At 45.9% G+C, this 25,098-nt stretch carries 18 protein-coding genes; 4 read left to right on the top strand and 14 right to left on the bottom strand.

Annotated elements, in window-relative coordinates; translation table 11 throughout:
• Positions 1-227, top strand: a 227-nt coding sequence (locus C7H79_RS18990; RefSeq protein ID WP_242447298.1) for a type I restriction endonuclease, incomplete at its 5' end; no start/stop codon positions are given.
• Between the two features lie 32 nt (positions 228-259).
• Complete coding sequence (locus tag C7H79_RS13355; RefSeq protein ID WP_242447300.1) at positions 260-2,635, top strand: type I restriction endonuclease subunit R; 2,376 nt, start codon at positions 260-262, stop codon at positions 2,633-2,635.
• On the opposite strand, the gene C7H79_RS13360 is transcribed toward C7H79_RS13355, so the two are convergent.
• Both C7H79_RS13360 and C7H79_RS13365 read right to left on the bottom strand, forming a co-directional pair.
• Entirely contained in the window at positions 2,624-5,836 is a 3,213-nt protein-coding gene (locus C7H79_RS13360; protein WP_106707743.1) for a DUF748 domain-containing protein, read from the bottom strand. The genes C7H79_RS13355 and C7H79_RS13360 overlap by 12 nt on opposite strands.
• Positions 5,837-6,105: 269 nt before the next feature.
• Complete coding sequence (locus C7H79_RS13365) at positions 6,106-6,570, bottom strand: FKBP-type peptidyl-prolyl cis-trans isomerase (RefSeq protein ID WP_106707744.1); 465 nt, start codon at positions 6,568-6,570, stop codon at positions 6,106-6,108.
• A 174-nt stretch (positions 6,571-6,744) separates the two neighbouring features.
• Here C7H79_RS13365 and C7H79_RS13370 point away from each other — a divergent pair, with 174 nt between their 5' ends.
• Positions 6,745-7,200, top strand: a complete 456-nt coding sequence (locus C7H79_RS13370) for a YbaN family protein (RefSeq protein WP_106707745.1) — start codon at positions 6,745-6,747, stop codon at positions 7,198-7,200.
• A 60-nt stretch (positions 7,201-7,260) separates the two neighbouring features.
• Positions 7,261-8,718: a DUF4139 domain-containing protein gene (locus C7H79_RS13375; protein WP_106707746.1), complete on the top strand. Its 1,458-nt coding sequence runs from the start codon at positions 7,261-7,263 to the stop codon at positions 8,716-8,718.
• Between the two features lie 44 nt (positions 8,719-8,762).
• Here C7H79_RS13375 and C7H79_RS13380 read toward each other — a convergent pair whose 3' ends face one another.
• The 12 genes from C7H79_RS13380 to C7H79_RS13435 form a co-directional block, all read right to left on the bottom strand.
• Entirely contained in the window at positions 8,763-9,803 is a 1,041-nt protein-coding gene (locus tag C7H79_RS13380; protein ID WP_106707747.1) for a VanZ family protein, read from the bottom strand.
• A 355-nt stretch (positions 9,804-10,158) separates the two neighbouring features.
• Positions 10,159-10,689: a DNA-deoxyinosine glycosylase gene (locus C7H79_RS13385; protein ID WP_106707748.1), complete on the bottom strand. Its 531-nt coding sequence runs from the start codon at positions 10,687-10,689 to the stop codon at positions 10,159-10,161.
• Positions 10,690-10,716: 27 nt separating this feature from the next.
• Positions 10,717-11,445 carry a 2,3-bisphosphoglycerate-dependent phosphoglycerate mutase gene (locus C7H79_RS13390; protein ID WP_106707749.1) on the bottom strand — a complete coding sequence of 243 codons (729 nt, stop codon included), beginning with the start codon at positions 11,443-11,445 and terminating at the stop codon, positions 10,717-10,719.
• Positions 11,445-12,530, bottom strand: a complete 1,086-nt coding sequence (locus tag C7H79_RS13395; protein WP_106707750.1) for a fatty acid desaturase family protein — start codon at positions 12,528-12,530, stop codon at positions 11,445-11,447. Before C7H79_RS13395 ends, C7H79_RS13390 begins: the two co-directional genes overlap by 1 nt.
• Before the next feature lie 22 nt (positions 12,531-12,552).
• On the bottom strand, positions 12,553-13,008 hold the full coding sequence (locus tag C7H79_RS13400) for an HIT family protein (protein ID WP_106707751.1): 456 nt from the start codon (positions 13,006-13,008) through the stop codon (positions 12,553-12,555).
• A gap of 6 nt (positions 13,009-13,014) precedes the next feature.
• On the bottom strand, positions 13,015-13,764 hold the full coding sequence (locus C7H79_RS13405; RefSeq protein ID WP_106707752.1) for a phosphocholine cytidylyltransferase family protein: 750 nt from the start codon (positions 13,762-13,764) through the stop codon (positions 13,015-13,017).
• A gap of 90 nt (positions 13,765-13,854) precedes the next feature.
• Positions 13,855-15,012, bottom strand: coding sequence for a cysteine desulfurase family protein (locus C7H79_RS13410; protein WP_106707753.1), 1,158 nt, complete (start codon positions 15,010-15,012; stop codon positions 13,855-13,857).
• Positions 15,013-15,524: 512 nt separating this feature from the next.
• Positions 15,525-15,818, bottom strand: a complete 294-nt coding sequence (locus tag C7H79_RS13415; protein ID WP_106707754.1) for a lipocalin/fatty acid-binding family protein — start codon at positions 15,816-15,818, stop codon at positions 15,525-15,527.
• Positions 15,819-15,864: 46 nt separating this feature from the next.
• Complete coding sequence (locus C7H79_RS13420; protein WP_242447299.1) at positions 15,865-19,140, bottom strand: FecR domain-containing protein; 3,276 nt, start codon at positions 19,138-19,140, stop codon at positions 15,865-15,867.
• Positions 19,141-19,509: 369 nt separating this feature from the next.
• Positions 19,510-21,765, bottom strand: coding sequence for a CHASE2 domain-containing protein (locus tag C7H79_RS13425; protein WP_106707756.1), 2,256 nt, complete (start codon positions 21,763-21,765; stop codon positions 19,510-19,512).
• Positions 21,766-21,918: 153 nt separating this feature from the next.
• Positions 21,919-22,929, bottom strand: coding sequence for a metal-dependent hydrolase (locus C7H79_RS13430; protein ID WP_106707757.1), 1,011 nt, complete (start codon positions 22,927-22,929; stop codon positions 21,919-21,921).
• Positions 22,930-23,186: 257 nt separating this feature from the next.
• Entirely contained in the window at positions 23,187-24,881 is a 1,695-nt protein-coding gene (locus tag C7H79_RS13435; RefSeq protein ID WP_106707758.1) for an L-lactate permease, read from the bottom strand.
• Positions 24,882-25,098: the final 217 nt, after the last annotated feature.

Consider the following 25,098-nt stretch of genomic DNA (forward strand, 5'->3'; position numbering starts at 1 on the left):
AATTGCCAGATGGACTTGCTGTGAAAGTTAACGGGACAGTAGTGGTATCTACTGGATTTCAATGCACCGGAAAACAATCGCTTTTGGCCGTGACGCAGCTCTGGATCAAAGGCGAGCGCGGTTTCCGCCGTCCTGATGTGTTGCTGTACGTGAACAGGATTCCGCTGGTGTTCATCGAACTGAAAAACTCGAATGTGAAACTGCGCGCGCGTTTGACGACAATCTGACCACGTACCAGGCGGAAATTCCGCAGCTTTTTCTGACCAATACTTTTTGCGTGCTGTCCAACGCAATCGAATCCAAGGTGGGCAGCATCACCGCGGAGTGGGAGCAATTTTTCAACTGGTTGCGCGCCGACGATGAAAAGGAAAAGATCGACCGCAACCGAATACGCGAACAGGGCACCAGTCTGGAGGGCGTCATCGCAGGTTTGCTGCCACCGCACCGGCTATTGGATTACCTGGAAAATTTCATTCTTTACTATCAGAATCATTCCAAGATCATCGCACAGAATCACCAGTTCATCGGCGTAAACCGCGCGTATGGCGCTTTCCTCCGGCGTGATGAGCGGGCCGGCAAGCTCGGCGTGTTCTGGCATACGCAGGGATCAGGCAAGAGTTTTTCGATGATATTTTATGCGCGCAAAATCTTCCGCAAGCAGACCGGGAATTTTACGTTCGTGGTAATCACCGACCGCGCCGATCTGGATGGACAGATTTACCGCAACTTCCTGCATGCCGGAACGGTGGGCAAGGCCGAGGCCGCTCAGCCCAAAAACGGCGAGGAAATGCTCAAGTTTCTCGGGCAGAGCAAGCGTGTGATATTCACGCTGATCCAGAAATTCCGCTGGCCGCAAGGACAGGAATATCCGGAATTGTCGGCGCGTGACGATATTATCGTCATCGTCGATGAGGCGCACCGCACGCAATACAAATCGTTGGCGGAAAACATGCGCAAAGGCTTGCCCAATGCACAATTTCTTGCCTTTACCGGAACGCCGCTGCTTGGACGCGAACGCAAGACCAACGCATGGTTCGGCGATTATGTGTCGGAATACAATTTCCAGCAATCAATGGATAACGGCGCGACGGTGCCGCTGTTTTACCAGAAGCGGGTGCCGGAAGTACTGATCCAAAACGAGGATTTAAGCGAGGAGTTTTACCAGATCCTGGAAGACGAAAATCTGGATGAAGCGCAGCAGATCAAGCTGGAAAACCGTTTCTCCAAGGAAATCGAAGTGATCAAGCGCGATGCCCGGCTGGAGGTCATTGCGCAGGATATGGTGTATCACTTTCCCCGACGCGGCTACTTGGGCAAGGGCATGATGGTGTCGGTGGATAAATTCACCGCCGTGAAAATGTACGATAAGGTGCAGCGACTGTGGAAAGAGCAGATCAAAAGCCTGTTCGGCACGATCGCAAAATCCGCCAGTGATATTGAGAAGCGGCGATTAAAACAGCAGGTCGATTACATGCGGTCGGTTGAAATGGCGGTGATTGTTAGCGAGGACGCGGATGAAGAAAGGAAATTCGCGGGGCAGGGACTCAACTTCAAACCGCATCGCGAACGCATGAACAAGATCGACCCACACGGCCACGATATCGAATACAACTTCAAAGACCCGGAACATCCGCTGCAACTGGTGTTTGTCTGCGCGATGTGGCTGACCGGTTTTGATGCGCCTACGGTTTCGACCCTGTATCTCGACAAGCCGATGAAAGGACATACCTTGATGCAGACCATCGCTCGTGCCAATCGTGTGACTTCGTGGAAAATCAACCAGGTGGAAAAATGCAATGGCGAGATTGTGGATTACTACAATGTGTTCCGCAACATGAAACTGGCGTTGCGTGATTACGCGCAGGGGCAGAACGAGCAAGATGAACCGCCGGTCAAGGAGAAAGCCGAATTGTTCCGGCTGCTGGATGAGAGCGTGGTGGTGGATAGCACGGATACGCCCAAGACGCGACAGAATGCGCCGGAATATCAGATTGTTCAGAAAGGCAGGACCTGGGATCTGAGCAGAATCAATTTCGACAAATTGCGCGAGGAATTCAAACAGGCAACCTACAAGCACATCGAAATTGCCGATTTGCGCGCTTTCCTGCAACATAAACTGGAATTAATGCTGCAGCAAAATGCAACGCGCACTTTTGCACAACGTTTGCAGCAGATTATCGAAAATTACAACAGCGGCGGTTCATCGACCGAAAATTACTACGAAGATTTAATGAAATTCACCGAAGATCTACGTGCGGAAGACGAGCGTCATATTCGTGAAGGACTGACCGAAGACGAGTTGGAGTTGTTCGATTTGCTGAGAAAGGAGCGGATGACGCAGGACGAAACGCAGAAAGTAAAACTGGCGGCAAAATCCCTGTTGCATCGTTTGCTGCAAGAACACCCCAGGGTGCTGGTGCAGGATTGGCACAAGGATACGCAAACCCAACGGGTTGTCCGTTCCACCGTTGAACAAGTGCTGGATAACAACCTGCCGGAAAGTTACGATCGTGTGCTATTTCGCGAAAAATGCGATGAAGTGTTTTACCGGATACTGGATTACGCCAGCCATGCAGGAAGTGGGCAGCTTAAATCATCGGAATTAATACAATTCAAACCGCTTTCACTTCAATGAGAACTCTGCCCGGCTACCTGCTTTCTGGTCATCTACTTCAGCTTCATGGCTGATGACAAATATTCGCTCACTGGCAACTCCGCCATTCTTGATCAACCAATCACGGGCCGCGTTGGCGCGGTTTTCTGCCAGCACCTCCAGGTCATTATCATGAATCACTGTATGCTCAAGCATGAGTTGCTCCATTTCCGCATCAGGAAGGCTTTTGGTGAAGCCAATGATATTGGTCGGTTTTTCGAAATCTTCTTTTTTATAAGCCATTTCAAGATATTCGCTATATTCTTCCGAGGTTAAGGACATATCTGAAATAGTCTCAGTGGCGATACCTTTTTTGACATCTTCGGCTAATTTCTGAGCTTTCACTTTGTTTTGCAACATGGCAAGTTTCAATCCTTCATGATCAGCGATTGGATCAACATGGCCGGAAATTTCCAGATCCAGAGACGGACGGTCATTTAAAATTTCGGATAAGGTTTGCAAACGTTGCAGGGATTCGTCTTCGATAGTTGCAAAACCTGGGATGAAGGTAATCTCGGATAATTCTTCGCCACCTTCAAATGCTGAGCCCAATAATGCAAAGGGAGAAGTAATCGCCTTGGTGATCAGATTTACGAAAGCCTGGAAAATAATGTCACCCAGGTTAAATTCAGGATCATTAATCGATCCTTTGAGCGGCAGGTGTATGTCAATTTCACCGCGGCGGTTCTTAAGTAGAGTAATCGCCAGGTTGAGCGGCAGGGAGGTGGCATCTTCACGCTCTATTTTTTCACCAAGAGTAAACTGATCCAGAAAGATTTTGTTGTCAGCTGATAAAGCACCATCCTGGATTTGATAGTTAACATCTGCAGACAACTTGCCTTTTTCAATCGCATACCCGATAAATTTTCCAGAGTAAGGACTGAAGGGCGGCAAGTCAATTTCTTTAACTTGCGCTACGATATCCATCTGTAATTCAGCGCCAAATGGATCGATTGTGCCGCTGATTTTCAGCGGTGAATTGTTTCCTACCATTCCCCGAATATCGATTTTTCCGGATTTTCCGGTATGCAATGGGCCAATCTGACCTGACAGCGCGGATAATTTGGCGTGGTAATTCGGTTTAATAAACCGATCGTTGAAATGAATACTGCCTTGCTGCAGCAGAATGTTATCGATACGAACGGATGCGGCTTCATTGGGCTGAATTGGCTGAGTATCCACAGGGAGTGCATCAGCAGCAGGTGGCTCTAGCGGGATATCCTGCCGCACGATATGCTTGAGATTGAGGCTGCCGTCCGGGCGGATCGTCATGCGTGCATAGAAATCACTTAATTTAATTGATTTAACATCCACGCTGAGCGGATCATTGTCAAAATTCAGACCGCTGATATCCAGTTTTTTCCAACGCAGCAGATCACGTGTGGTTTTTGGATCAAACACGTTGAAATTGGCCAGATTCCCCTGTCCACTTAACTGAATTTTCAATGGATCACCCTGCGCTTTAACAGTACCGTCAAAGGAAATATCGCCACTGGTCAATAAGGCAGTCAATTGATCACCGCCCCAACCTTGTAAGGACACCAGATCAACGTTATCAAGATTCAGGGTTAGATCAGTTACCAGCGGCGCCCATCCCAGCAAACCGTCGATATTAATCTGGCCGCGTTGATTGACTTGTGCTTGCAATGATAGATTCAATGGCTGGACGCCACTCAGATCAATGTTATCTAACGTAAGATCCAAAGCATCCACAACCATGGGTGTGGGTTCTGTCATTGTAAGGTCTTCATAACGCAGCGCAGTTGCCTTGAGTTTTATGCGTTTGATTTGGGTTGTCCAGGATGCCTCATTACTGTTGGACGACTCTTTTATGTTCGTTTGATCAACTGGAGGAACGGAATTCCTTTGCGTCGATTTTTTCTCAGTGATCTTAATCTCGGTATCGGGATATGCCGGTTTTCTGCCTGGAATGGGAATGTTATTTTGTGCTTGAATCTTTGTTCGAACTTGCGGTTGAGTCTGAGCTGTTGCGTCCGCAGGCTCGAACATCCGAGTTAAATCGATTGTTCCGTCAATCTCCCGTCGCAAAGTCGTGTTCAAGCGATCCAGAGTCATTTCTCCCAAAGCAATCCGACGCGATTTTGTATTGATTTGTATGCGGTCGATAATCAACTGAGCGAGTGATAGTGCAGGTTCACTTTCGCCTTCACGCGTTAATTCGACTTGGTCCATCTTCAGTTTAATCTGCGAGGGTTTCTCACTCATCAAATCCACCTGGGTCAGTGCAATGTCCAGTTTTTTTACAACAGTTCGATAGGGCGCTACCACCGTATTATCATCTATGGATAATTGCCGCAAGATCGAATTGCCGGTTAGTGTAATGCCGGGCGCCTGGTCCGGTTCCTGAGTAAATGTAAGGAGCAAATCACTGTCCAGATAGCCTGAAAGTAGCTTGATCCCATGAGGCAAGGGCGCATATCGCTTAAACTCGGACAGATCTATCTTATTAAATTTAAACGCCAATGTTGCTTCCTGTGGAACTGCAAATGGACGCAGCTTACCCTCCAGTGAAAAAGGTGAGCCGTTAATCTTTGCACTGAAGTGTGGTTCTATCCAGTGTGCCAGTGCACTTTCAAAATTAGCCACAACGGGAATACTTAGATTAATTTCAGTAACTTGCTGCTCAGTCTGCATGCGCCGATCAAGAAATTCAAAATGCCCTTCCTCGATCGTGATGTTGCTAATGGAAAATCTGATGCCACTCTCTTCTTCCTCATCTGCGGGTTGCGGTTGCTTGAATTTCTCCAATAAATCAGAAATATTTAGCTGATCATTTTTGTCTCGAACCAAACGAAATTGAGGATTTGTCACAGCGATGGCTGTTATGACCGGCGCACGCTGCTTCAGCGACTCGAAACTGAGGTCGATATATAGCCTGTTAAAGGAAAACAGCGTTTCATCTTGCTCGCCGATATTATCTTTTACGCCCACTCGAAAACCATGAACGATCAATTCCAGCTTATGCGGTTTGATTTCAATTGAGGCTACCGTGACAGGACGCTGCAGGAGCTCTGATAGACGTATCTCGAGCTGAGATTTTGCATAACCGGGCAACCAGAAATAGCTCAGTGCTACCAATAGAATAACCAGGATGGCTATCACGCCCAGACTGATGCCCAGACGTTTGCGTCGAATGAAACGTTGCGGTGTGGTCGTATTCATAGCAGTTCCCCTGTCACTCTCGGCGGGTTTGTGAAACGCGCAGGCTGATTAAAATGCCTCGCAACCGCAAGCCGCGCGAAGTAAGTATAATATGCGCTTCAAGTCGCTGGTTTGCAACCCGTCACGCCCCAAGAGGCGGCAAAATAAATCCGAAGAGATTAATGGATTTAAGAACTGAAAGGCAGATTGAGCTATTCGGAAGCAATAAAACAGCTAACCCAATAGCTCGACTTACAATATTTGTCTAACGGTCGAACGAAGCACAAATCTTAATAATGCGCATCTTTTTGCAGACCAATCAGTTCTACCTCAAAAATCAAGGTAGCATTTGGCGGAATAATGTTTCCGGCACCTCGTGCACCATAAGCCATCGATGGCGGAATAATTAAAGTGCGGACCCCTCCTACTTTCATGCCTTGAACACCTTGATCCCATCCTTTAATGACGCGCCCGGCACCGAGCATGAATGAAAAATGTTCTTTACGATCAAATGAACTGTCAAATTTGGGGCCTTTTTTGTCGGGCGCATCTTCATCATAGAGCCATCCAGTATAATGTACATTGACTGTTTTTCCGATTTCGGCTTCTTCGCCCGTGCCGACTTTGGTGTCAATCTTTTGCAACTCGGAACTGTCTGCAACTGCATGCTCTTTATAAGCAAATGCCGTGTGGGATAGCATTAACAATGTGAGCAACATGAAGCTTAAATTAATTAGTGTTTTGATATTACGCATGATTCCCTCAAGAAAAAAATAAAATTGTTAATTTGGTTAATTAGCCATTGCTATTATAGCTGCTAATATAATCCATAATCTGTAGTCGACTGGAATGATGATTGCTTTTTGGGTTGAACTTAATTAAGTTATCAACAACAAATATTTTTCCAACAAACATTACGCACAATAAAAATGCACGCATCGGAGCAGAGAAAAACAGACCTTGATAAACAGCAAGTTGCGAAAGAGCAAACAGTTGATCTGTTATGCTTGCATGATTCACCGATTGTACGCATCCTGTATATGAGCGCCGGTTTTCTGGCATTACTTCTGGGCGCGCTAGGGGCGATCTTGCCGGTGTTACCAACCACACCATTTGTGCTTCTCGCCGCTGCCTGTTTTGCGCGCGGTTCAGAGCGCTTTCATCGTAAACTGCTGGAAAATCGGATAGCAGGTCCGATAATTCGTGAATGGAATATTTATCACAGTATCCAGCGTCGCGTCAAACGCTGGGCTTATTTGCTGATGTCACTATCATTCGGCAGTTCTATTCTAATCGTGCCTGAGCTGTGGCAAAAGATTATGCTAATTGTGATTGGAAGTATTTTAGCTTTCTATATCTGGCGCATTCCTGAAAGAGAAATCTGAACCACTCTCACTGATTGAATAACTGGGCTCACTTTAACCCATCTGCAGGCCTTGCATATCATGAATACTTTAAAACGCATCACAAGCCAGGCTTTGTTGCCCCTTAGCTGCGCACTATTGCTTTGTGGCTCAGTAGCAAATGCAGAAACCGGAGAGCAACTGAGTACCCTTTCAGATCAGAAGTCGGTAGCTATTACTATCTATAACAATGACTTAGCTCTTGTTAAGGATTTGCGCCAGGTTGATCTGGTCAGCCGTGATTTTAATCTGGCATGGCGTGATGTCAGTGCGCAAATGCGACCGGAAACCGCATTGCTGCGTAGTGTCAGTCAGCCGGGCAGTATTATGGTGGTTGAGCAGAATTTTAATTTTGATCTGCTGACGCCACAAAGCTTACTCAACAAATATATTGGGCAAACGGTGACAATCATTAAAATCAATCCGGCTACCGGTGTAGAAAGCAGGGAAAATGCAGTGGTGCTGGCTACCAGCGATGGTGTCGTGTTAAAAATGGCCGATCGAATTGAGACTGGCATTCCCGGTCGGATAATTTTTAAGAATGTACCGAGCAACTTGCGCGACCGTCCTACATTGGTGATTAAAGGAGATCGAAACGGGCAGGCAAGGCAGGAGTTAGAACTCAGTTATCTGACCAGCGGCTTGTCCTGGAAAGCGGATTATGTGGCAGAACTGAATGATGCCGATGATCAAATGGATTTATCCGGCTGGGTTACGCTGACCAATACTAGCGGAACCCATTACTCTCGGGCAAAACTGCAATTGGTAGCAGGTGATATTAACCGAGTACAGCAATCACTTTCCACTCCCATGGCAATGCGGGCCAAAACAGCATTTGATGCTGCGGAAGTGTCGATGAATCAGGAGTCTCTGATGGAATATCACTTATACAGCCTGAATAGGCTGACCACTCTCGCTGAGAATCAGACCAAACAAGTTGCGCTGCTCAGTGCCGTCAATGTACCCATCCACAAGGAGCTTGTTTTGGTCGGCAACGATTACTATTATGCTTCTCGTTATGGAGATCTCGGGCAGAAACTGAAGGTAAGCGTATTTGTGCAATTTCACAATAAAGAATCGGTGCGGCTAGGCGTACCTTTGCCCAAAGGTACGATACGTGTTTATAAACGTGACAAAATGAGTAATGCCCAATTTGTCGGTGAAGACTGGATTGATCACACTCCGATCAATGAGACCGTCCGATTGAAACTGGGTCAATCGTTTGATGTGACAGCAGCCAAGAAACAAACCGATTTTAAACAGCTAAGCACTGGTAATAATAGTATTAATCGCTTTGAGAGCGCTTATGAGATTACACTCAAGAACGCGAAAAAGGAAACAGTTACAGTGATAATTCAAGAACCTATTCCCGGGGACTGGAAAATCATTTCTGAAAATCAGCCGCATCATAAGCCTGTCAGCAACATGGCTGTGTGGAAAGTAGAGGTGCCTGCAGAAGGATCTGCGGTACTTAATTACCGCGTGCAAACGAAATACTGAGCGTAGATACTTTTATTTTGTCAGCTTTATATTCTGATATATTATCATTTACAAGCAATATCGGTATTAGAAGAATGATTATCTGTCCTTATCTTAGCAAGCCAGATTAGAATCATACCGGCAATACCACCCGCTGCATCAATAAAAAAATCTGTGACAAGCGGAGTGCGGCCACCAATATAGAGTTGCGCAAGCTCTGTACCACCAGCCAGGAGAATAATAACAATTGTCACCTGGAAGAGTGATACCTGCGTCATCATCAAACAAATAATCAAACCAAACAAGAAAAAAGAACAAAAATGCCAAATCTTGGATAAATCCCATAGGATAGCGATTTTATGGGGTTCGCTTTGGGCATGAAGTTGGGTTAATACTTCATCGGATACTTGATTCTTGACATCTCCCGGCAGGGTTGTTCCGATGATGATGAAGGCGAAAGCAAAAACCAATAACAGGCGCAAAAGGATATTTCTTTTGATTAATAGACATGATCCAATCAACAACAGGAAGAAAGCGCTCCATGCCAATAGCGTGATGTTTCTGGCCATTGCAAATAGCTGGGTTTCGCTTACTGGATAAAGCTGGATATTGTTTATCTGGAGCGCTCCGATAGTTTGATTTACTTGTGCGATTACCTGGATTCTTTCAGTTCCCGGTAAAACAGTAAAAATACCTTGGTAATTTTTCCAATCCTGAGTTCCAGTCAGTGACGCTACTACGGATGGCAGATCCCAGCGGTCTTTTCTTCCATCATTCTGCGACAGCAGGAGTCTGGCCTGATTCCAAGGTTTTTCGCCCGTCCGGACATCATTGCATTTCATGTCGGCGGATAGCGACAGGATCGAACCAGGCGCAACCATTGGAATGTCTTGGTGGATACTGGTTATAGTTGTTGCATCATTGGAATAAAGATGTAATCCAGTGCTTGTACTATTTACTCTACTGCTCTCGGAAGATTTGTATTTCCAGTATCCGGTTAAAAGTTCAGATCCAGTTTGTTCATATTGGGTGATCCAAGCATGGGAAGTAATGGTTGCAGCAGCCAATAAAATGAAAAGCAGGCAATGTGTTTTAAACAACGGCATGCATTAGGTACCGGCGTACAGCAATACGGTGAAATCCGTGCAGCTATTAATTTCACGGCAAATAAACATACAATTTTAATGCACTGTGAGGTGTCATTTGTAACAGAATCCCCTGTATGCATGATGCTGCACACATTGCATTCCCCCGGACAATGCAATTTGAATATTTTCTGTACGGTCTAGAAATACTGAACCATTAAGCTGATATACCCAGCAGCAAAAATAATGAGCACAATAATCACGATCTTTTTCATCGAATGAATTCCTTTCAGTTAAATTTTAATTAGCGGTTGCTGTATTGTAGCGTGTAAGTAAAACGCATCCTGGGCTTCGTCGTCAAGTATTTTGCATTGCCTTATCCAGCAGCGGGTGCATGCGCCTCTAACGCTAACTTAATCATTTGATGCCAGATTCTATATCTAGCATCAAATGATAGTCTGGCATTCGCCGGGCTTGTGGAAGGCAGACGCGACAGAGTTATCGCTCCTGAATCCTTGTCTAGAATGACGTTGCGCCTAAAGCAGGTTTCTGCTTTACCTCCATTAAAAAATACATGGGTAATTTCTCGGTGTAGTGAAAAAAAGGCTGCAAAATTGTTGATGATTTGTGTTTCAGTATCAATCATTGAGTCAAGACTTCCAGTGCGGCTGCATGATTTGAGCACATCCCACAGCGCGATAGGCGAAGATTTCAGTGCGATAATTTTTTCTTCGTAGGAGGTATTTACTTGGATTTGCAGCAGCGGCGCCATGATAGGCCAGAAGACATTGCGTGGATGCGCGTAATATTGATTCTCCGCAAGCGAAGCTTCACCAGGCATGCTGCCGAGAATCAGAATTTTTGCATGTATACCTGCAATGGGAGCAAAGCTGTGGATGGTTGGCATGATGAATCAAAACACCCATTTAACTAGCTAATCGACATAATAGTGCCGCATGGCATTGCATTGCTGATCCAATTCGTACACTAAGGGCCGCCCGGTAGCCAGTTTCAACTTCATGACCTGCACAGGCGTGAGATGGTCCAACAGCATCATCAACGCGCGCAGGGTATTACGGTGAGATACAATCAGGATGTGTTTTTCTTGCCTGATTTCCGGTTTGATCGTGTTCCGCCAATATGGCTCAAGACGCGCCAAAGTTTGCTGCATGCTCTCTCCTGTTGGCAGTTGATTGGGATCGATATTGGCATAATTTGGCTGGTTGCCCGGATAGCGGGAGTCTTCTTTATTCAAACTCGGGGGAGAAGCATCAAATTTGATTTGACAACCCAGAATCGGCCAAATACCGAATTGCTTGATCGCAGGCCAGCGCTCCATACCTTCGAGTGCCCCGTAGTGCCGTTCGTTTAAGTGCCAGGTTTGATGCACTGGAATATCCAACTGCATGGCCGCCAGCACGATACGGGATGTCATAATGGTGCGCTGCAATGCAGAAGTAAAACACAAGTCAAATGTAAAACCTGCCTGTCTCAGCAAATAAGCGGCTTGCTCAGCTTCCTGCTCGCCCTTCGTGGTCAGCACCGCATCACTCCAACCGGTAAATCTTTTGTCGCGATTCGAAAAGCTTTGTCCGTGACGTAACAGCACCAACTTTGTCATGCCTTGACGGGAATTTTTTACCGTTCGGATGATTTTTAGCATTAACGGCTTTGTCGCTGTGAAGAATTTTTGGCTGCTTCAGAGGATTCGCGCCAGATTTGTTTGAGAGCAGGCCATAATCCGCTGCGTAGTGTTTTGATATACTGCGAATTATCTGTCAAATTATTAACCAAACGGCGCTGGGCTTTGCCGAGATTATGGTATGGCATACTCATAAAAAGATGATGCGTAGCGTGATAACGCAGACCGACCGGGGCCCACAGCGGCGTAATCAGGAAATTACCTGGAATATTGATCGAATCCAGATACTGTTCGGCCAATGTCATTTTGCGGTCACCGGGATTACGATAAGCGTGAGCAGCGAGTGTACGCAATGAATTAAGGACAAACACGGTCACTGCGACCAAATACCAAAGTATCAACACCGAATATGGCAATACTTCCCATATCACCAGCGCGATAACAGTCGCACCAAACAAACAGGCTGCGATTTCTTGCTGCCGCCAATTGAGGTCGTTGCGAACAGCATCTTTAGCACGCCGGTAATTCGGATCAATCGTCAATGACGATGCACGCTCCCACACAATTCTGCGCAACGGGGGCAACAGATAAGAAAGAGGCGTCAATACAACAAACCGGATCACCAACAAGATCGGGATCAGCAACGACAATAATACATACACCACCATTTCTCCGGGCTTATGCGTCGCAAACGGCAGGTATTCACCGTCTGCGCTGGTGCCATACACATCCGGCTTATGATGATCATTATGCACGCCATCGTATGTAAACGATGGGATCATGAATGGAATTCCACTCAGGATATTCCATGCCAGACGGAAGTTCTGAAACGTGCCTTTTTTCAGATGCGCAAGTTCATGCACAAAAATCGCCGAGCGGTACAACGCCAGCACAGCGATCACAAAACTGCCTAATTGCCACAGTGAAAGAAACGGAGAAAACAATGCTGTAAAAAAAGCGACCCAACCCAGCGTGGCATGAAACAGAAAATCAATCCAATAAATCCACGGATTCGGCGTCATCAGATCACGCACCAGATGATGCGCTTCCCGCAGTGGAAATTCCTTGACGTAAGGTGCGTTTTGTTCGGTGGTTTGTTCAGTCACTTGTCGTCTCGCATCATTACAGTTACGGCCAGTAAGTTCGAAGGTGTTCCATAATCTGCTGATTGATATCTGTGTTCGTATTGTTGATTTGACTCAAACTAGGCATAGCTGGCCAACCTGCATCGACAAATTCCATACCGGCAAATGACTTTGGCTGGGCATAGCGCGGCAGCACATGAAAATGCACATCCGGATCAACCATCATCAGCATCAGATAATTGATTTTGTCATGATGAAAAGCTTGCGTTAGCGCCAATTCGATATGACGGGTTACTTCATGTAGCTCAGTAAAACTCGCCACACTAAGATCCGAGAAAGCCTTGGCTGGTTCCTGTGCAACTAAAACCAGTGCACCCAGCGTAACCTGCGCCGGCCGCAATAACACTGACCAGTGTTGATATGATCGAATAATCGTTTGCGGTGCACCAAACTTGTGCATGGTGGCGTTATAGTTTGATGGAGCCGAATTCTGCATCATACGAATTTACTCCCTAAAAATAATACCCGCTCGAGCCAGGTCTTCGATAAAATCAATCTCGCACCAGCGAAACCCTTTGATAGAACAAGAATTCACCAAGCGTTGCTTGGCCAGACGATCAATAATCGACAAATACCATGATTTTAGTTCCGCCGGATGACGCAAAGCCACTTCCACAGCATTACGAAAACTGTATGCTCCTTGCTCACGGAAGTAAATTAAACCGATTGATTCCGCGTTGACTTGATGCGGCGGTACGATTTTACTGACTTGCTTCACCCACCGATCGATGTCCAGCTGTACTTTCATATCGTCGGCGTCATAAATATCTTTATCATCTACGCTCAGTGTAATAGGCGCAGATTCTGAATTCAAGACTTTGCTCAATAACGCCGATTCGATAACGGTATCACCATTTAGCAGTAAAAAATCGCCATCCATTTCGGCGCGTGCAATCCAGCAACTTGCCAGATTATCCGCCACCTCATAAAAAGGATTGAACAGAATTTTGATCCTGGGATGATTGGTATAGCGCTGTTGCAACAATGTCTCAATCAAAGCCACCTGGAAGCCGGTGATAATCGTAATATCATTTACGCCCACTGCCAACAAAGCATCGATTTGCCAGGCCAGCACAGGTTTATCGGAAACCGGCAACAAGCATTTCGGCATATTCTCGGTCAGCGGCAACAAGCGGCGACCCTGCCCGGCGCTCAAAATGATGGCTTTGATCGGTTTCGTGGTTTTGTTCGTCATAGATGAATTGATTCTAAGGTGCTTTCCATGCCAAGCAATGATAGTAGCGATGCAGCATTGTAACCAAGTTTGGATTTAGAGATGTTCTCTTTAAAAAGAAACACTGCTGATCTGCTTCAATTCTGCAACAATGCGCTGCGTAGCACGCAAGAAATTGTCAATTTGTTCCAGCGTGTTGCTGCGCCCCAAACTGACGCGCACCGCGCAGCGTGCAAGCATCGGATCAACCTGCATAGCATTCAGCACATGACTTTGTCCCGGATTCACGCTGGAACATGCAGCTCCGGCAGCGACGGCAAAACCAGCTTTATCCAATTTAACCACCAGCGTGTCACCCTCAATATCCTGCAACGCGAAATAACAAGTATTTGGAATGCGCTCAGCCGCACCGCCGAAAATTACTGCACCCATAGCAGCTAACCCTTTTTCTAACTGATCCCGCAATATTGTGACATGCTGCGCGGTTTCGGCCATGCGTGCCTGCGCCAATTCGCACGCTACGCCAAAACCTACAATAGCAGGTACATTCTCGGTCCCGGAACGCAATCCACTTTCATGTCCGCCACCATAAATCAGCGGTTTTAATAACAATCGTTTGTCGACAATCAAAGCTGCCGCGCCTTTGGGACCATAAACCTTGTGCGCGGAGAGTGTCATCGCATGTACTTTGAGTGCCGAAAAATCAACCGGAATTTTCCCCAATCCCTGGATCGCATCGGTATGTACATAAGCGCCATGCGAACGCGCCAATTCGGCAACGCTGGCAACATCTTGAATCACGCCGGTCTCGTTATTGGCCAGCATCACTGCAACTAATCCCGGTTGGCGCTCCTGCATTGCGTTACGGGCTGCTTCCAAATCCACTTGCCCGGATGCATTAACCGCCAACTGATGCATTGCCCACGCGTCACAGCTGCGGCGAGACAGTGCCTGGGTCGGTTTCAAAACACAAGGATGCTCAATCGAGCTGATGAAAAGATTGCCTGGTTTCAAACTATCGGCTGCGCCGCGGATAAATAAATTATTCGCCTCCGAGCCACCGCTGGTGAAAATGACTTGTACTGGCTGCACCCCTACCGCATCGGCTATCTGCTTACGCGCCTTGTCAATTGCCCGTCGCGCGTTCAAGCCATAACCATGACGACTGGAAGCGTTTCCGAACTCCTGTTGAAAGTACGGCAGCATGGCTTCTAGCACAGCGTCGTCGACGCGAGTGGTGGCATTGTGGTCGAAATAGACTGGTTCCATTCAGATCGTCTGTAAATTGAATAAAGAATAGCATGATAAACCTTATTGCAAGTTTTTATGACCCCGGGTGCTTACTTTCTGCATCGGCCAAGACCACATACACCTGCTGATTGTTTTTTCGGAACCGCATCGGAGACACCCCCAGGAAGGTTCAGCACCAAAATATTTTCTCATTAATCTTGTCAATATTGGGGGTTATCGAGGCAACAAGTTAATACCGGATATTCCTGATAAACCATTACGCTTCATAACCACATATTTGTTTCTTATCACAACGTCTCTTGTATTGCATCGCCAACTAAGTTCTAGAATCATTTAAAGGCAGAAATCAGATTAAGAGAATCGCGTCATGCTAGCAGAACAGCGTTGTAATGAACTGTTAACAGGACTTCACACTTGATCAAGCAATTAATTTTATTAATGCAAATATAATCAACCCCAAATAATCTTTGTGACTGCCTAACTACATAGACTCCTTTATTGACAGCATGCATCCCAAAACTCAGCGGCGACTACAACGGTGTTTTATCTTCACCAAACAAAAAACGATTACTGTCCTTCACATATCTTATCGTTCCACCGATAGTCACTTGTTTTGCATAATAGACACAGCAGCGTTTAGGCTTCGGCTGTGTGGGATCATAGGAAAAAAAATACCAGGTATTTTGATATTGGATGGCGGTGTTTGCATTTGCATATACATGAAAATCGGTAGTTGGTTGACCGGGTACTGTTGTTTCTATGTGGGCACAACATTTAACAGGGTTTAGCGACGCATCGAATGTGGTATGTCCCGTCATTGCCATAAGCTTCCTCCAAAATAACATAAAATATTAATAGTCAGCATTCTTGCTAAAAATTCATGGTTAGCTTTAGATAAATTGTGCGTGTCGGAAGAAAAATCGGATTAACAGGTTCCGATAAATTAAGATAACTGTTTCTGTAAAAAAACTCTTCATCCAGCAGATTCTTTCCTTCCAAACTCATAATTCCCCTGCGGTTGGGGAGCCGATAACCAATGACGTAATCCAGCAAAAAAAATGAATCAATGCCTGAAGCAGTCTTTTGAGGCTCTCGTGTTCTGCCATAATCACCATGAAGAAACAGATCTTGTTTGACAAAAGTTGCGGTGAATCTGGTAAACAACCCCGACGGATGAAAATGCTCAATACTCAACGGCATGCTGATCGTTTTGATCTGATCCGGATTGGTAATCGTATTTGCGCCATTTTGCGCGAGGTTTTCGTATTGAAACTCGCCCCGCATAGCCCAAAGGGTATGTGGCAACCCATAAAGGTAGGCGCGATATAATTGTTCATTCTGTTTCGACAGAATCTCTTCACTTGCAGGCGCTGAGGGTACTTTCACCTCACGCTCAGACGCTTCGAAACCACTGAATAGCTTATCCGAAACGCGCGCATCAAAACCGATACCCATACGTCGCGCTCTAGTCCCATTCGGTTCGTCAAAGAATTGATTGAATCCGGCGACTTGCGTAGGTTCCAACGATTGCTGCGCAATAATGTGAGATTTTGTAGTCTCAAACCAAGCGACTCTCCATCTAAAATAATCAGTCATATCCCACTGCAAGCCAATCTTCGGACTGATTTTGTCTATCCTGGTATTAACCGTGCTGCTAAATGCATCGTAACTCAATCCAAGTGTTGTCGTAATTTTTCCAGGCAAATGGGCGTTGGTATAGGCATAGAACGTATTACGATCATAGATACCTCCGAAATCATATGTTCCTCCACCCATGGTTGAATTGAAGAATTTTTCCCGGAATAAGTGCTGAGCTTCGATTTGCAATCCCGACAAATCGAGTCTGAGAGGATCTTCAATCTTACTGAAAGCTAAACGCTCTTCACGATTAATATACTTTGTAGAAAACAGTAATTCCTGGCTGGATGAAATAGAGTACCTTGCGCCGAATCGCGCAACCTGCTCATTCAATTCCCTGCGATAATACGATCTACCGTTCAATCCATCTTCACCGAACTTAGAAAAATTCAGCTGAATATCTCCATGCTCTGATGTACGTGTGCGAGCCTCGGTTTGTATATTAAGTCTGGGGGTTAAAGCATACTGGAAGAAGACATTGTAAATATTATGACTTTGATCATTGTTAGGACGAAATCCATTCGTTTCATGATGAAATTGTCCCAGGCTGATTGAAGCTCTGTCACGTTGAAGAGAAGCCACCACTTCATTCCCAAGAGTACTGTTATTGCCAACAATCCCGGAAGCAACCAACTGAGCCTTATTACGTTCCATGAGTGGTGAAAATTCGTTAAAACCTATGGCCGACGGCGCCGTTCCCGTAATGATATTGAGATCTGCCACGGCCAGATGCGGTTGAACCGGATTGACGTTGATCGGCTGTAATAACTGCGCTTGCAACAATTCGCTGACACGAGCGATTTCATGTCGTGGGACATTAACATAGGCATCGGATAAGAACCGATGAGCCGAATGGTTCCCGGGATCAAAGCTTAAGGATTTTGCAGTTTCCATCAAGGCACGTTTCTCAAATCCAAGGTTCTCGAAGATCCTTGCCAGGCTTGATCCTCTGGCGGCTTCATCACGATCCAGCAATAGCCTGGATCGGTAAACTGCGCGATTATCGTTCAATTCGATCGATTTCTGGATATCCTTCAGTGCTTCTACCGGACGATTCTGAGTTTGCTTTTGAATTGCATCATACAGCCAGGGCGTTGGATCCTCCGGATCGCGTTCTTTGGCCAGATCGAATTGGGTGCTGGCCAGCGGATAGCGTTTTTCTTCAAAGTAAGCTTTGCCGAGGTAGCTGCGAATGAGCGAATTCGCTGGATCCAGACTTGCAGCGATTTCCAATTCAACGCGACCCGCTTCGAGCTTGCCTTCACGAATCAGTGCCAATCCCAGGCCCAGTCTTGGCAAAGGGTCCGTCTGATCCAACAAAATGGCATGGGAGAAAACAGTTTGCGCGAGTTGAGTACGAAATTGCAATAAATGTGCATAGCCAAGAACCGTCTGTGTTCTGGCAATATCAGGGTTTAAATTGACTGCTTGTTGTGCTGCTTCAAGCGCGTGGTCCAGATCACCAACAGACATGTGCAGTTCAGCAAGTCTTGTCCATACTAAAGCATTTTCCGGCTCTATCGTTACCGCTTTCAGAACACTCACCAACGCTTGTTCGATTTCAAAATATGCTTGTTGCGCATAAGAAAGCGCAAGTTTCGCTGATGCAGATCTTGCATTCAATGCGTTTGCGTGCGTAGCTAATTCAAGCGCATGCTCTTTGGCATTCTGTACAACCGCGATCAAGGCCAGTAATGCATATGCATCACTGTTGCCGGATTGTTTCACGAGCACTTCCTCAATCATTGTTTTGGCTTCCTGGGCCTGACCGACTGTCAATAAAAGGCTGGCCCGGTATAGCATAAGATTATCAGGGTAATACGGTAATTCAATGTTATCAAGTTGGGATAATGCTTCAAAAACTTTTCCTTGCCAGTAGAATTCAATGGATTGCTTTAATTCCGGCAGTGCAGATAGTGATGTTGTTAACTGTTCGAGTTGAACATTGATAATGGCCGGATAGTACAAAGCCCACTGAACGGCATCTGTTGGATTAATAAGATTTATTTTCTTCGGGACGTTGTTTCGACTAGCTATAGCCGCTTCATGATTGGCCAATACAATAGTTCCCAGATCATTAGTGGCCGTCACTTTCCCCTCGTACAGGATCAGTTGCGTACTATATTCATCAACACCCACTAAAAATTCAGTACCCTCAACACCACCGGTAAGAAAAGGGGTTCTAACTTTAAATGGCTTAGGTGTGCGGGTAATGATATGGATTGCACCGGCAAATAATTCCAGTAATAAGGTCGCGCTGTTGTTTTCTGGTTTGGGAAATGTCATGCTTGTTTTTTGATCCAGTCGTACCACACTGGCATTGTTTAACAACAGTGCAGCCCGGCTGTGCGAGCGAGCGCGAACACTATCTCCGAGGCAAACAACACTATGCAATGCCGTTTTTCTCCAGGTCTGTTCATTGGCACGGCGTAATTCGATGATTCCTTGGACTGAAATAAGCCGACCTACTTCAGACTCGCAAGCTCCAGTCGCATGTGCGCTATTCATATGGCCCAGGAACATCAGGAAAAGAATTACTAATTGTAAGATTGCCGACGCATCCCGGCATCTATAATCAGACTCAACTCTCCGGGACATTTTCATTATTATGTTTTGTGGTGGTTCCGTATTCTGGAATGCATTCTAATGCGTAGCCTAGAGTCGTAAGAAATTTGTATTCGCAACCCTGATTCTAACAGTGATTTGATTATACGAAAGAAATAACCCGGCCGCCAGATTGCGATATAACCTGGCGATTAATATTGAATATTGGTGTTATGAAAACAAATTGCACACTATCCAGTGTGTGCATGCATACAAGAAAATGTAGTTCGAACGCAAAACTCAAAATAGTTCTTGGGGGTGAAAATTTTACGATTATTTGGATTCAATGCATATGATTGAATTCCATGTATCGTCTGGGGGTGCTAATTTATATTTCTTGCAATTGTCTAAAAAAAACTTCGAAGGACCGTCCCCTGGGACCAGATTCAGAATTTCATTTAAACCATCGCAAGCCTCAGTCCATTGCTGGTTCTGATAAGCCCTTAACACGCAGGAAAAGGTATCACACAGCCACAATTGTAACTGACTGGCTGATTGCTTGTGCGTGACAAGCTCGAACAAGTTAACGGGGGTAGATTTTCCAGTCAGGAGAAAATCTCCCAATGGGCGGACCAGAAATTCATCTAAACCCGTGATTACTTCTCCCGATACCAGCAAATGAGTGCCCAGGTATTTATTCACGCCTTGGATACGGCTAGTGGTATTGACGATATCTCCAACCGCGCGGTATTCAAAATGATGCAGTGCGCCGATATTGCCTAGTAACATTTCACCGAAATGCAATCCCATGCGGGTGGGTAATCGTGGCTGATTAGCAGTGAGATTAAAGCGTTCAATGGCGGCAGCGATATCCAGGCACGCGAGACAAGCATCCTTTCGTAAGTCGGTGCTAGCGGAAGTTTTGGCCCATATGGCCAGCATGGCATCACCAACCACATCAGAAACCGTACCATTATGCTGCTTGACGGGGTCAAATAGAACAGCGTAGTAACTATTCATTAATCGACCGAGTTGTTGCGGCTCCATCTTCTCTGCAAGCGCGGTATATGATTCGGCATCCGTAGCAAGGCAGGCACCATACACGAGTTGATTATTTAATGTCATGGCCCCTGAGTTTCTTACAATATCATTAACGACACGATCAGGGAGAAAATAGCCAAAAGCTTTCTTTAATTGCTGGCTTTCAAGTTTTTCTTCAAAATATTTGAGTGATATTGCGCCAAAAAGAGCCATCGGCAACTGCAAAAAAACCGGGGTGATGAGAGGCAACCAGATACTGATTTCCTTGAAAAAGTAATAGGCACTTCCTGCATAGAGAAAAATCAGGACAAAGCTGGCCACGACCGCGCCTTGATTAGGTAAGATCATAAAAATCACGCCCAAACCGAGGCCTATTAAAAATAAAATGCCTAAGCTACCCATTTGAGGGAACGGTCTGATGGATTTGTTTTCCAGTAAATTGGCAAAAGCAGTTGCCGCAATTTCGACACCGCTAATGTAAAGCCCATCTGGATTTGAGAAAACGGTGTGATAATCATCCCGGACAATATCCTGTTCCGGTTGAGTGGCTGCAGAGAATCCGACAAATACAACCTTATTCTCAAAATTCATTGGTCTTGATTGTCTGGCAACCTCATTCTCATCAGGATACAAGACTTGATGATAGGGTATGGTATTGATGCTGCGTGGAGGGCCATAAAAATTCAAATAACGTATGTCGTCTCCTGAATATACATCTAGAAATGCGTGGAGAATATTTCTTTGGGAGGAATTCATACTAGCATCGCGATTGAGTTCAATTTTCAAATGACGTACAAGACCAGGCGTATTGAGGAAGAGATCACGCAGGGTAAAAATTAAATCTTCAATATCTGATGCATCTTCCTTAATTGGCAGCTGCGCTGCATAAGCTGGATTAATAGTCCGCAATAACCTGACAAAATCCTCATAAACCGGTAGTGCAAAGATTTGTAAAACGACAGTTGGTAGCGTAGGGATATCGCCGGCATCAGTTTTAAAAACCCAATAATTATTGACCCTATCCATCTTGGGTAACGGAAAAGGCGCATGAGCTTGAGCCGCATCAGCAATAAGTGGCAGGAGTTGAATAGATCCTTCCTTAACAACCCGACTATAATTTTGTTCGCTTGCACCTGCGAAAAACGCAGTATCTTCATAGACCAATCTTTCCACCAGCACGACATTCCCCGCTGTTTTCATGCTAAACGCCAGTTTCTCATCATGCTCAGCTATTGTACTGGGCGTATCAAAAATAAGATCAAATACAATGGTGCGTGCTCCGGCCTGGGTTAACTGCTCGATAAGCCGTGCATGCAAATCGCGCGGCCATAATCGCGGAGTCATGGGTAAATTAAGCCGGGATGCGGATGGCTGGTCAATTGCAACGACAGCGACATTATCAGGTGCTGTTATTGCTCCGCGCACATGAAATAACCCGTACAAGCCAAATTTCTCTTCCATCCATAACCCTGCAGGAGATAGATGAACAATGACTCCCACCGAGCCAACCACAATGCCAAGGAAAAGGTGCGTAAGCCATCGAGTCATGTTATTTTTTCAAACATACAATTGATGAATGCCTTTAACTGGGAAAAATTCATTTCATTCGTTGAAAAACTATTTGCGGCGCAATATTGATGGAGCAAATAAGCAGATATAACGAGGGATTAATTTATTTTTCGATGATTCACGGCAATCTGTTTAGTCTAATAAATGCTCGCCCAGCAGCAGAGTGATAAATTTTTCGCGCGTAGCACTGGATGAGTCGCGATAAAGCATATACTTTGCGTGCTGATCCGGCTGCTCCGAATCTATCTCAATACCCCATAGCGGCGCTAGCGTCATTGGTAAATTCGAATAGCGTACATCAACGAGCACATTCGGCTGCTCAGGGCGAATTGCCAACAGTCCCGCAGAAAAATGGCTGAAACGTGCAATATCCTGCGCCAGTACCGAAGACGCCGGTAGTGCACTCAAATCACGTTCCATAACAAATTTTTCAATGGATTCTCCCGGATAAATGCGAGGTTCAGAGAATAACCCGACGCGAATCGCATCCACATACAATTTGCCTTCATACTCGTAAACTAAGCGCCATAACAGCAAATTGGCAAGCGTTGGTTTTACCAGCAATTGCTCTGCTTGATGCCCTCTTTCTGCAATCAGTGATTCAGCGACAGTTTCTGCGCGTTGCAACTGCATCCAGCCAAACGACAAATAGACCGCTGCGAACATCAATCCGACACGGGCAGCGTTATGACTGTATTTCCTGTATGCCACCATCCCGCCGATCAGCAGAATCATAGTGAAAGCTGGATCCAATACCGAAATAATACTTAACGCTACGCGCTCATCGCTCAATGGCCATAACAGATGTGTGCCATAACTGGTAAACGCATCCAGCACACCGCTCAAACAGTACCCGAGAAAAGCAAATAGATACAAGCGAGCAAAAGGTAAACGTTTGCGCAAAAAAGGCCACAACAGCAGCGCAACAACCAAGGCACCCAGCGGCACAAAAAACAGCGAATGGGTAAAATGGCGGTGAAATTCAATATTCAGCAACGGATCATTCTCAGATTGAATCAGAATATCAATATCCGCTGCAATACCCGCCAGAAAACCGATACCGGTTGCCATCCGTGTTTCCTGTTGTTTCGCACCCGATTGAGCCATCGTGGCGCCTAGCAATCCTTGAGTCAATAAATCCATAGCGCTAATAATAGTAGATGAAAGAAATTTATTTTAATAATCACGCATAGTATAGAAGAAATGGTGTGAGTGAGTTTTCTTCCTGCTCCAGAATATCTTTTAGCGGACTATAGAGTGGAGCTAAAATTAATTTATCAAGGCCAGCAGCTTATCTGTCGCTTATGTTTTTTTCGATAATAAATACCAGTTCTGAATCGAATGTGTTACTAATTTGGTCATAATATCTCTCAAATCAATTCACCTGCAGCCATTTTGATTTACATGAGGGAGTCGGTTATACCCAAGGCATGGATTGCAATCAACGTGATGACGCCAACTGCGATCAAGTAGTATAACGTTGGAATGATGGTCATGCGGATGGTGATTCCTTCACGACCTAACAAACCAACTGTGGCCGACGCTGCAACCACATTATGGATGGCGATCATATTGCCGGCAGCGGCACCCACCGCTTGCACGGCGACCAGCAAGGCGCTGGATACACCGATCAATCGCGCACTATCAAACTGAAATTGCGCCATCATTAAATTTGATACGGTATTGGACCCGGCGATAAACGCACCCAGTGCACCGACAGCAGGAGCGAAAAATGGATAAATATTCCCCACGCTACCGGCAACCCACTGTGCCATCACTTGGGGCATTGCTGGCAGATCTGTCGGATTGACACCGGAATTGATTAGAATACGTACCATTGGCACGGTAAAAATCAGCACGAATCCGGCTCCGAGCAGGGTACGCGAAGACTCCCTGACTGCGGCTTTAATCTCACTGAATTGCATGCGATGCAGAAAAAATGTCGCCAAAACCACGAACATCATAATGCCTCCGGGTGAATATAAGAATTCGATGCTTCCGGAAATGGCTTCTTCACCCAATATATCGATCCAATTGAATCCCAGATGATGGCTTAATAACGTTTTCACATCAATGTTTATCCGCGACAGAACCAGCAAGATTGCCAGCAATGCGTAGGGCAGCCAGGCCGATAACATCGTAACAGTGGATCTTGCTGTCAAATTTTCCAACTTGATTTCGATGCTGCCGATCCATTCTGTCGGCCAATCTTTGGCGGCAGGAAAATCCCAGTATTGTTTGGGTATCAGGAAACCGGCTCGGGCCGCAGGAACGATGATGATCAATCCGACCAGTGCGCCAACGATCGATGGAAATTCCGGCCCAAGGAATATGCCTGCCAATGCGTAAGGAACAACGAAAGCGAGTCCGGCAAAAATAGCGAAAGGGGCGATCGCAAGTCCTTCCAACCAGGATTGGTTGCGTCCGAAAAAACGGGTCAACATCATACACATCAGCAGTGGCATCAATACACCGGTCATAGCATGAATTATGGCAACTTCACTTGAAATCAAGCGATAGAAATCTTCCCAATCGGAGCCTGCCGCGATTAATTGTTCGGTGATGCCTGTCTGGTCTAGTCCACCACTTACGCCAACGACAATCGGCGTACCTGCGGCGCCGAACGATACCGGCGTGGATTGCACCATCATTCCCGCCATCACTGCCGCCAGCGCTGGAAAACCCAGAGCGACTAACAAAGGTGCGACAATAGCCGCAGGCGTGCCAAATCCCGAAGCGCCCTCAACAAAACAGCCGAGCAACCAGGCTACGATAATGACTTGTACGCGCCGATCTGGACTGATGTTGGAAAAACCATGCCTGATCGTGCTAATGGCACCGGAATGTTTCAACGTATTGAGCAGTAGTATCGCGCCAAAAATGATCCATAAAATAGATACGGTTAGAATCAAGCCTTGTAGAGTTGATGCGATCACTCGATTGACCGGCATTTCCCAGACAATCAGTGCAATCATAACGGTTACAACAAACGTTAGCGGCATTGCGCGCCGCGCAGGGCAGTTGAATCCAACCAGCAGTACCGCAGCCAGCAGAAGTGGCAAGAACGCTAGAAACGAAAGCAAAGAGTGGCTCACAGCATATTTTCCTGTTTAAGAGTTCAGGTTAATCCGCAAGTTTCATTCAACCAATTTATTATGCATTGATACTGAAAATTGCGTGATTCAAAATTGTATTGAAGTTGATATTTGGGTTCAGAAACAGAAAAAGCGCGGATGTAATTCCCACTGAACGATCACACTATGACAATGGGTATCTGTTTATGACACAACGATTGGCATATGCTTTTGCTAC

Origin of the sequence: Nitrosomonas supralitoralis (genome assembly GCF_003011925.2) — a bacterium.
GTDB classification, from domain to species: Bacteria; Pseudomonadota; Gammaproteobacteria; order Burkholderiales; family Nitrosomonadaceae; genus Nitrosomonas; species Nitrosomonas supralitoralis.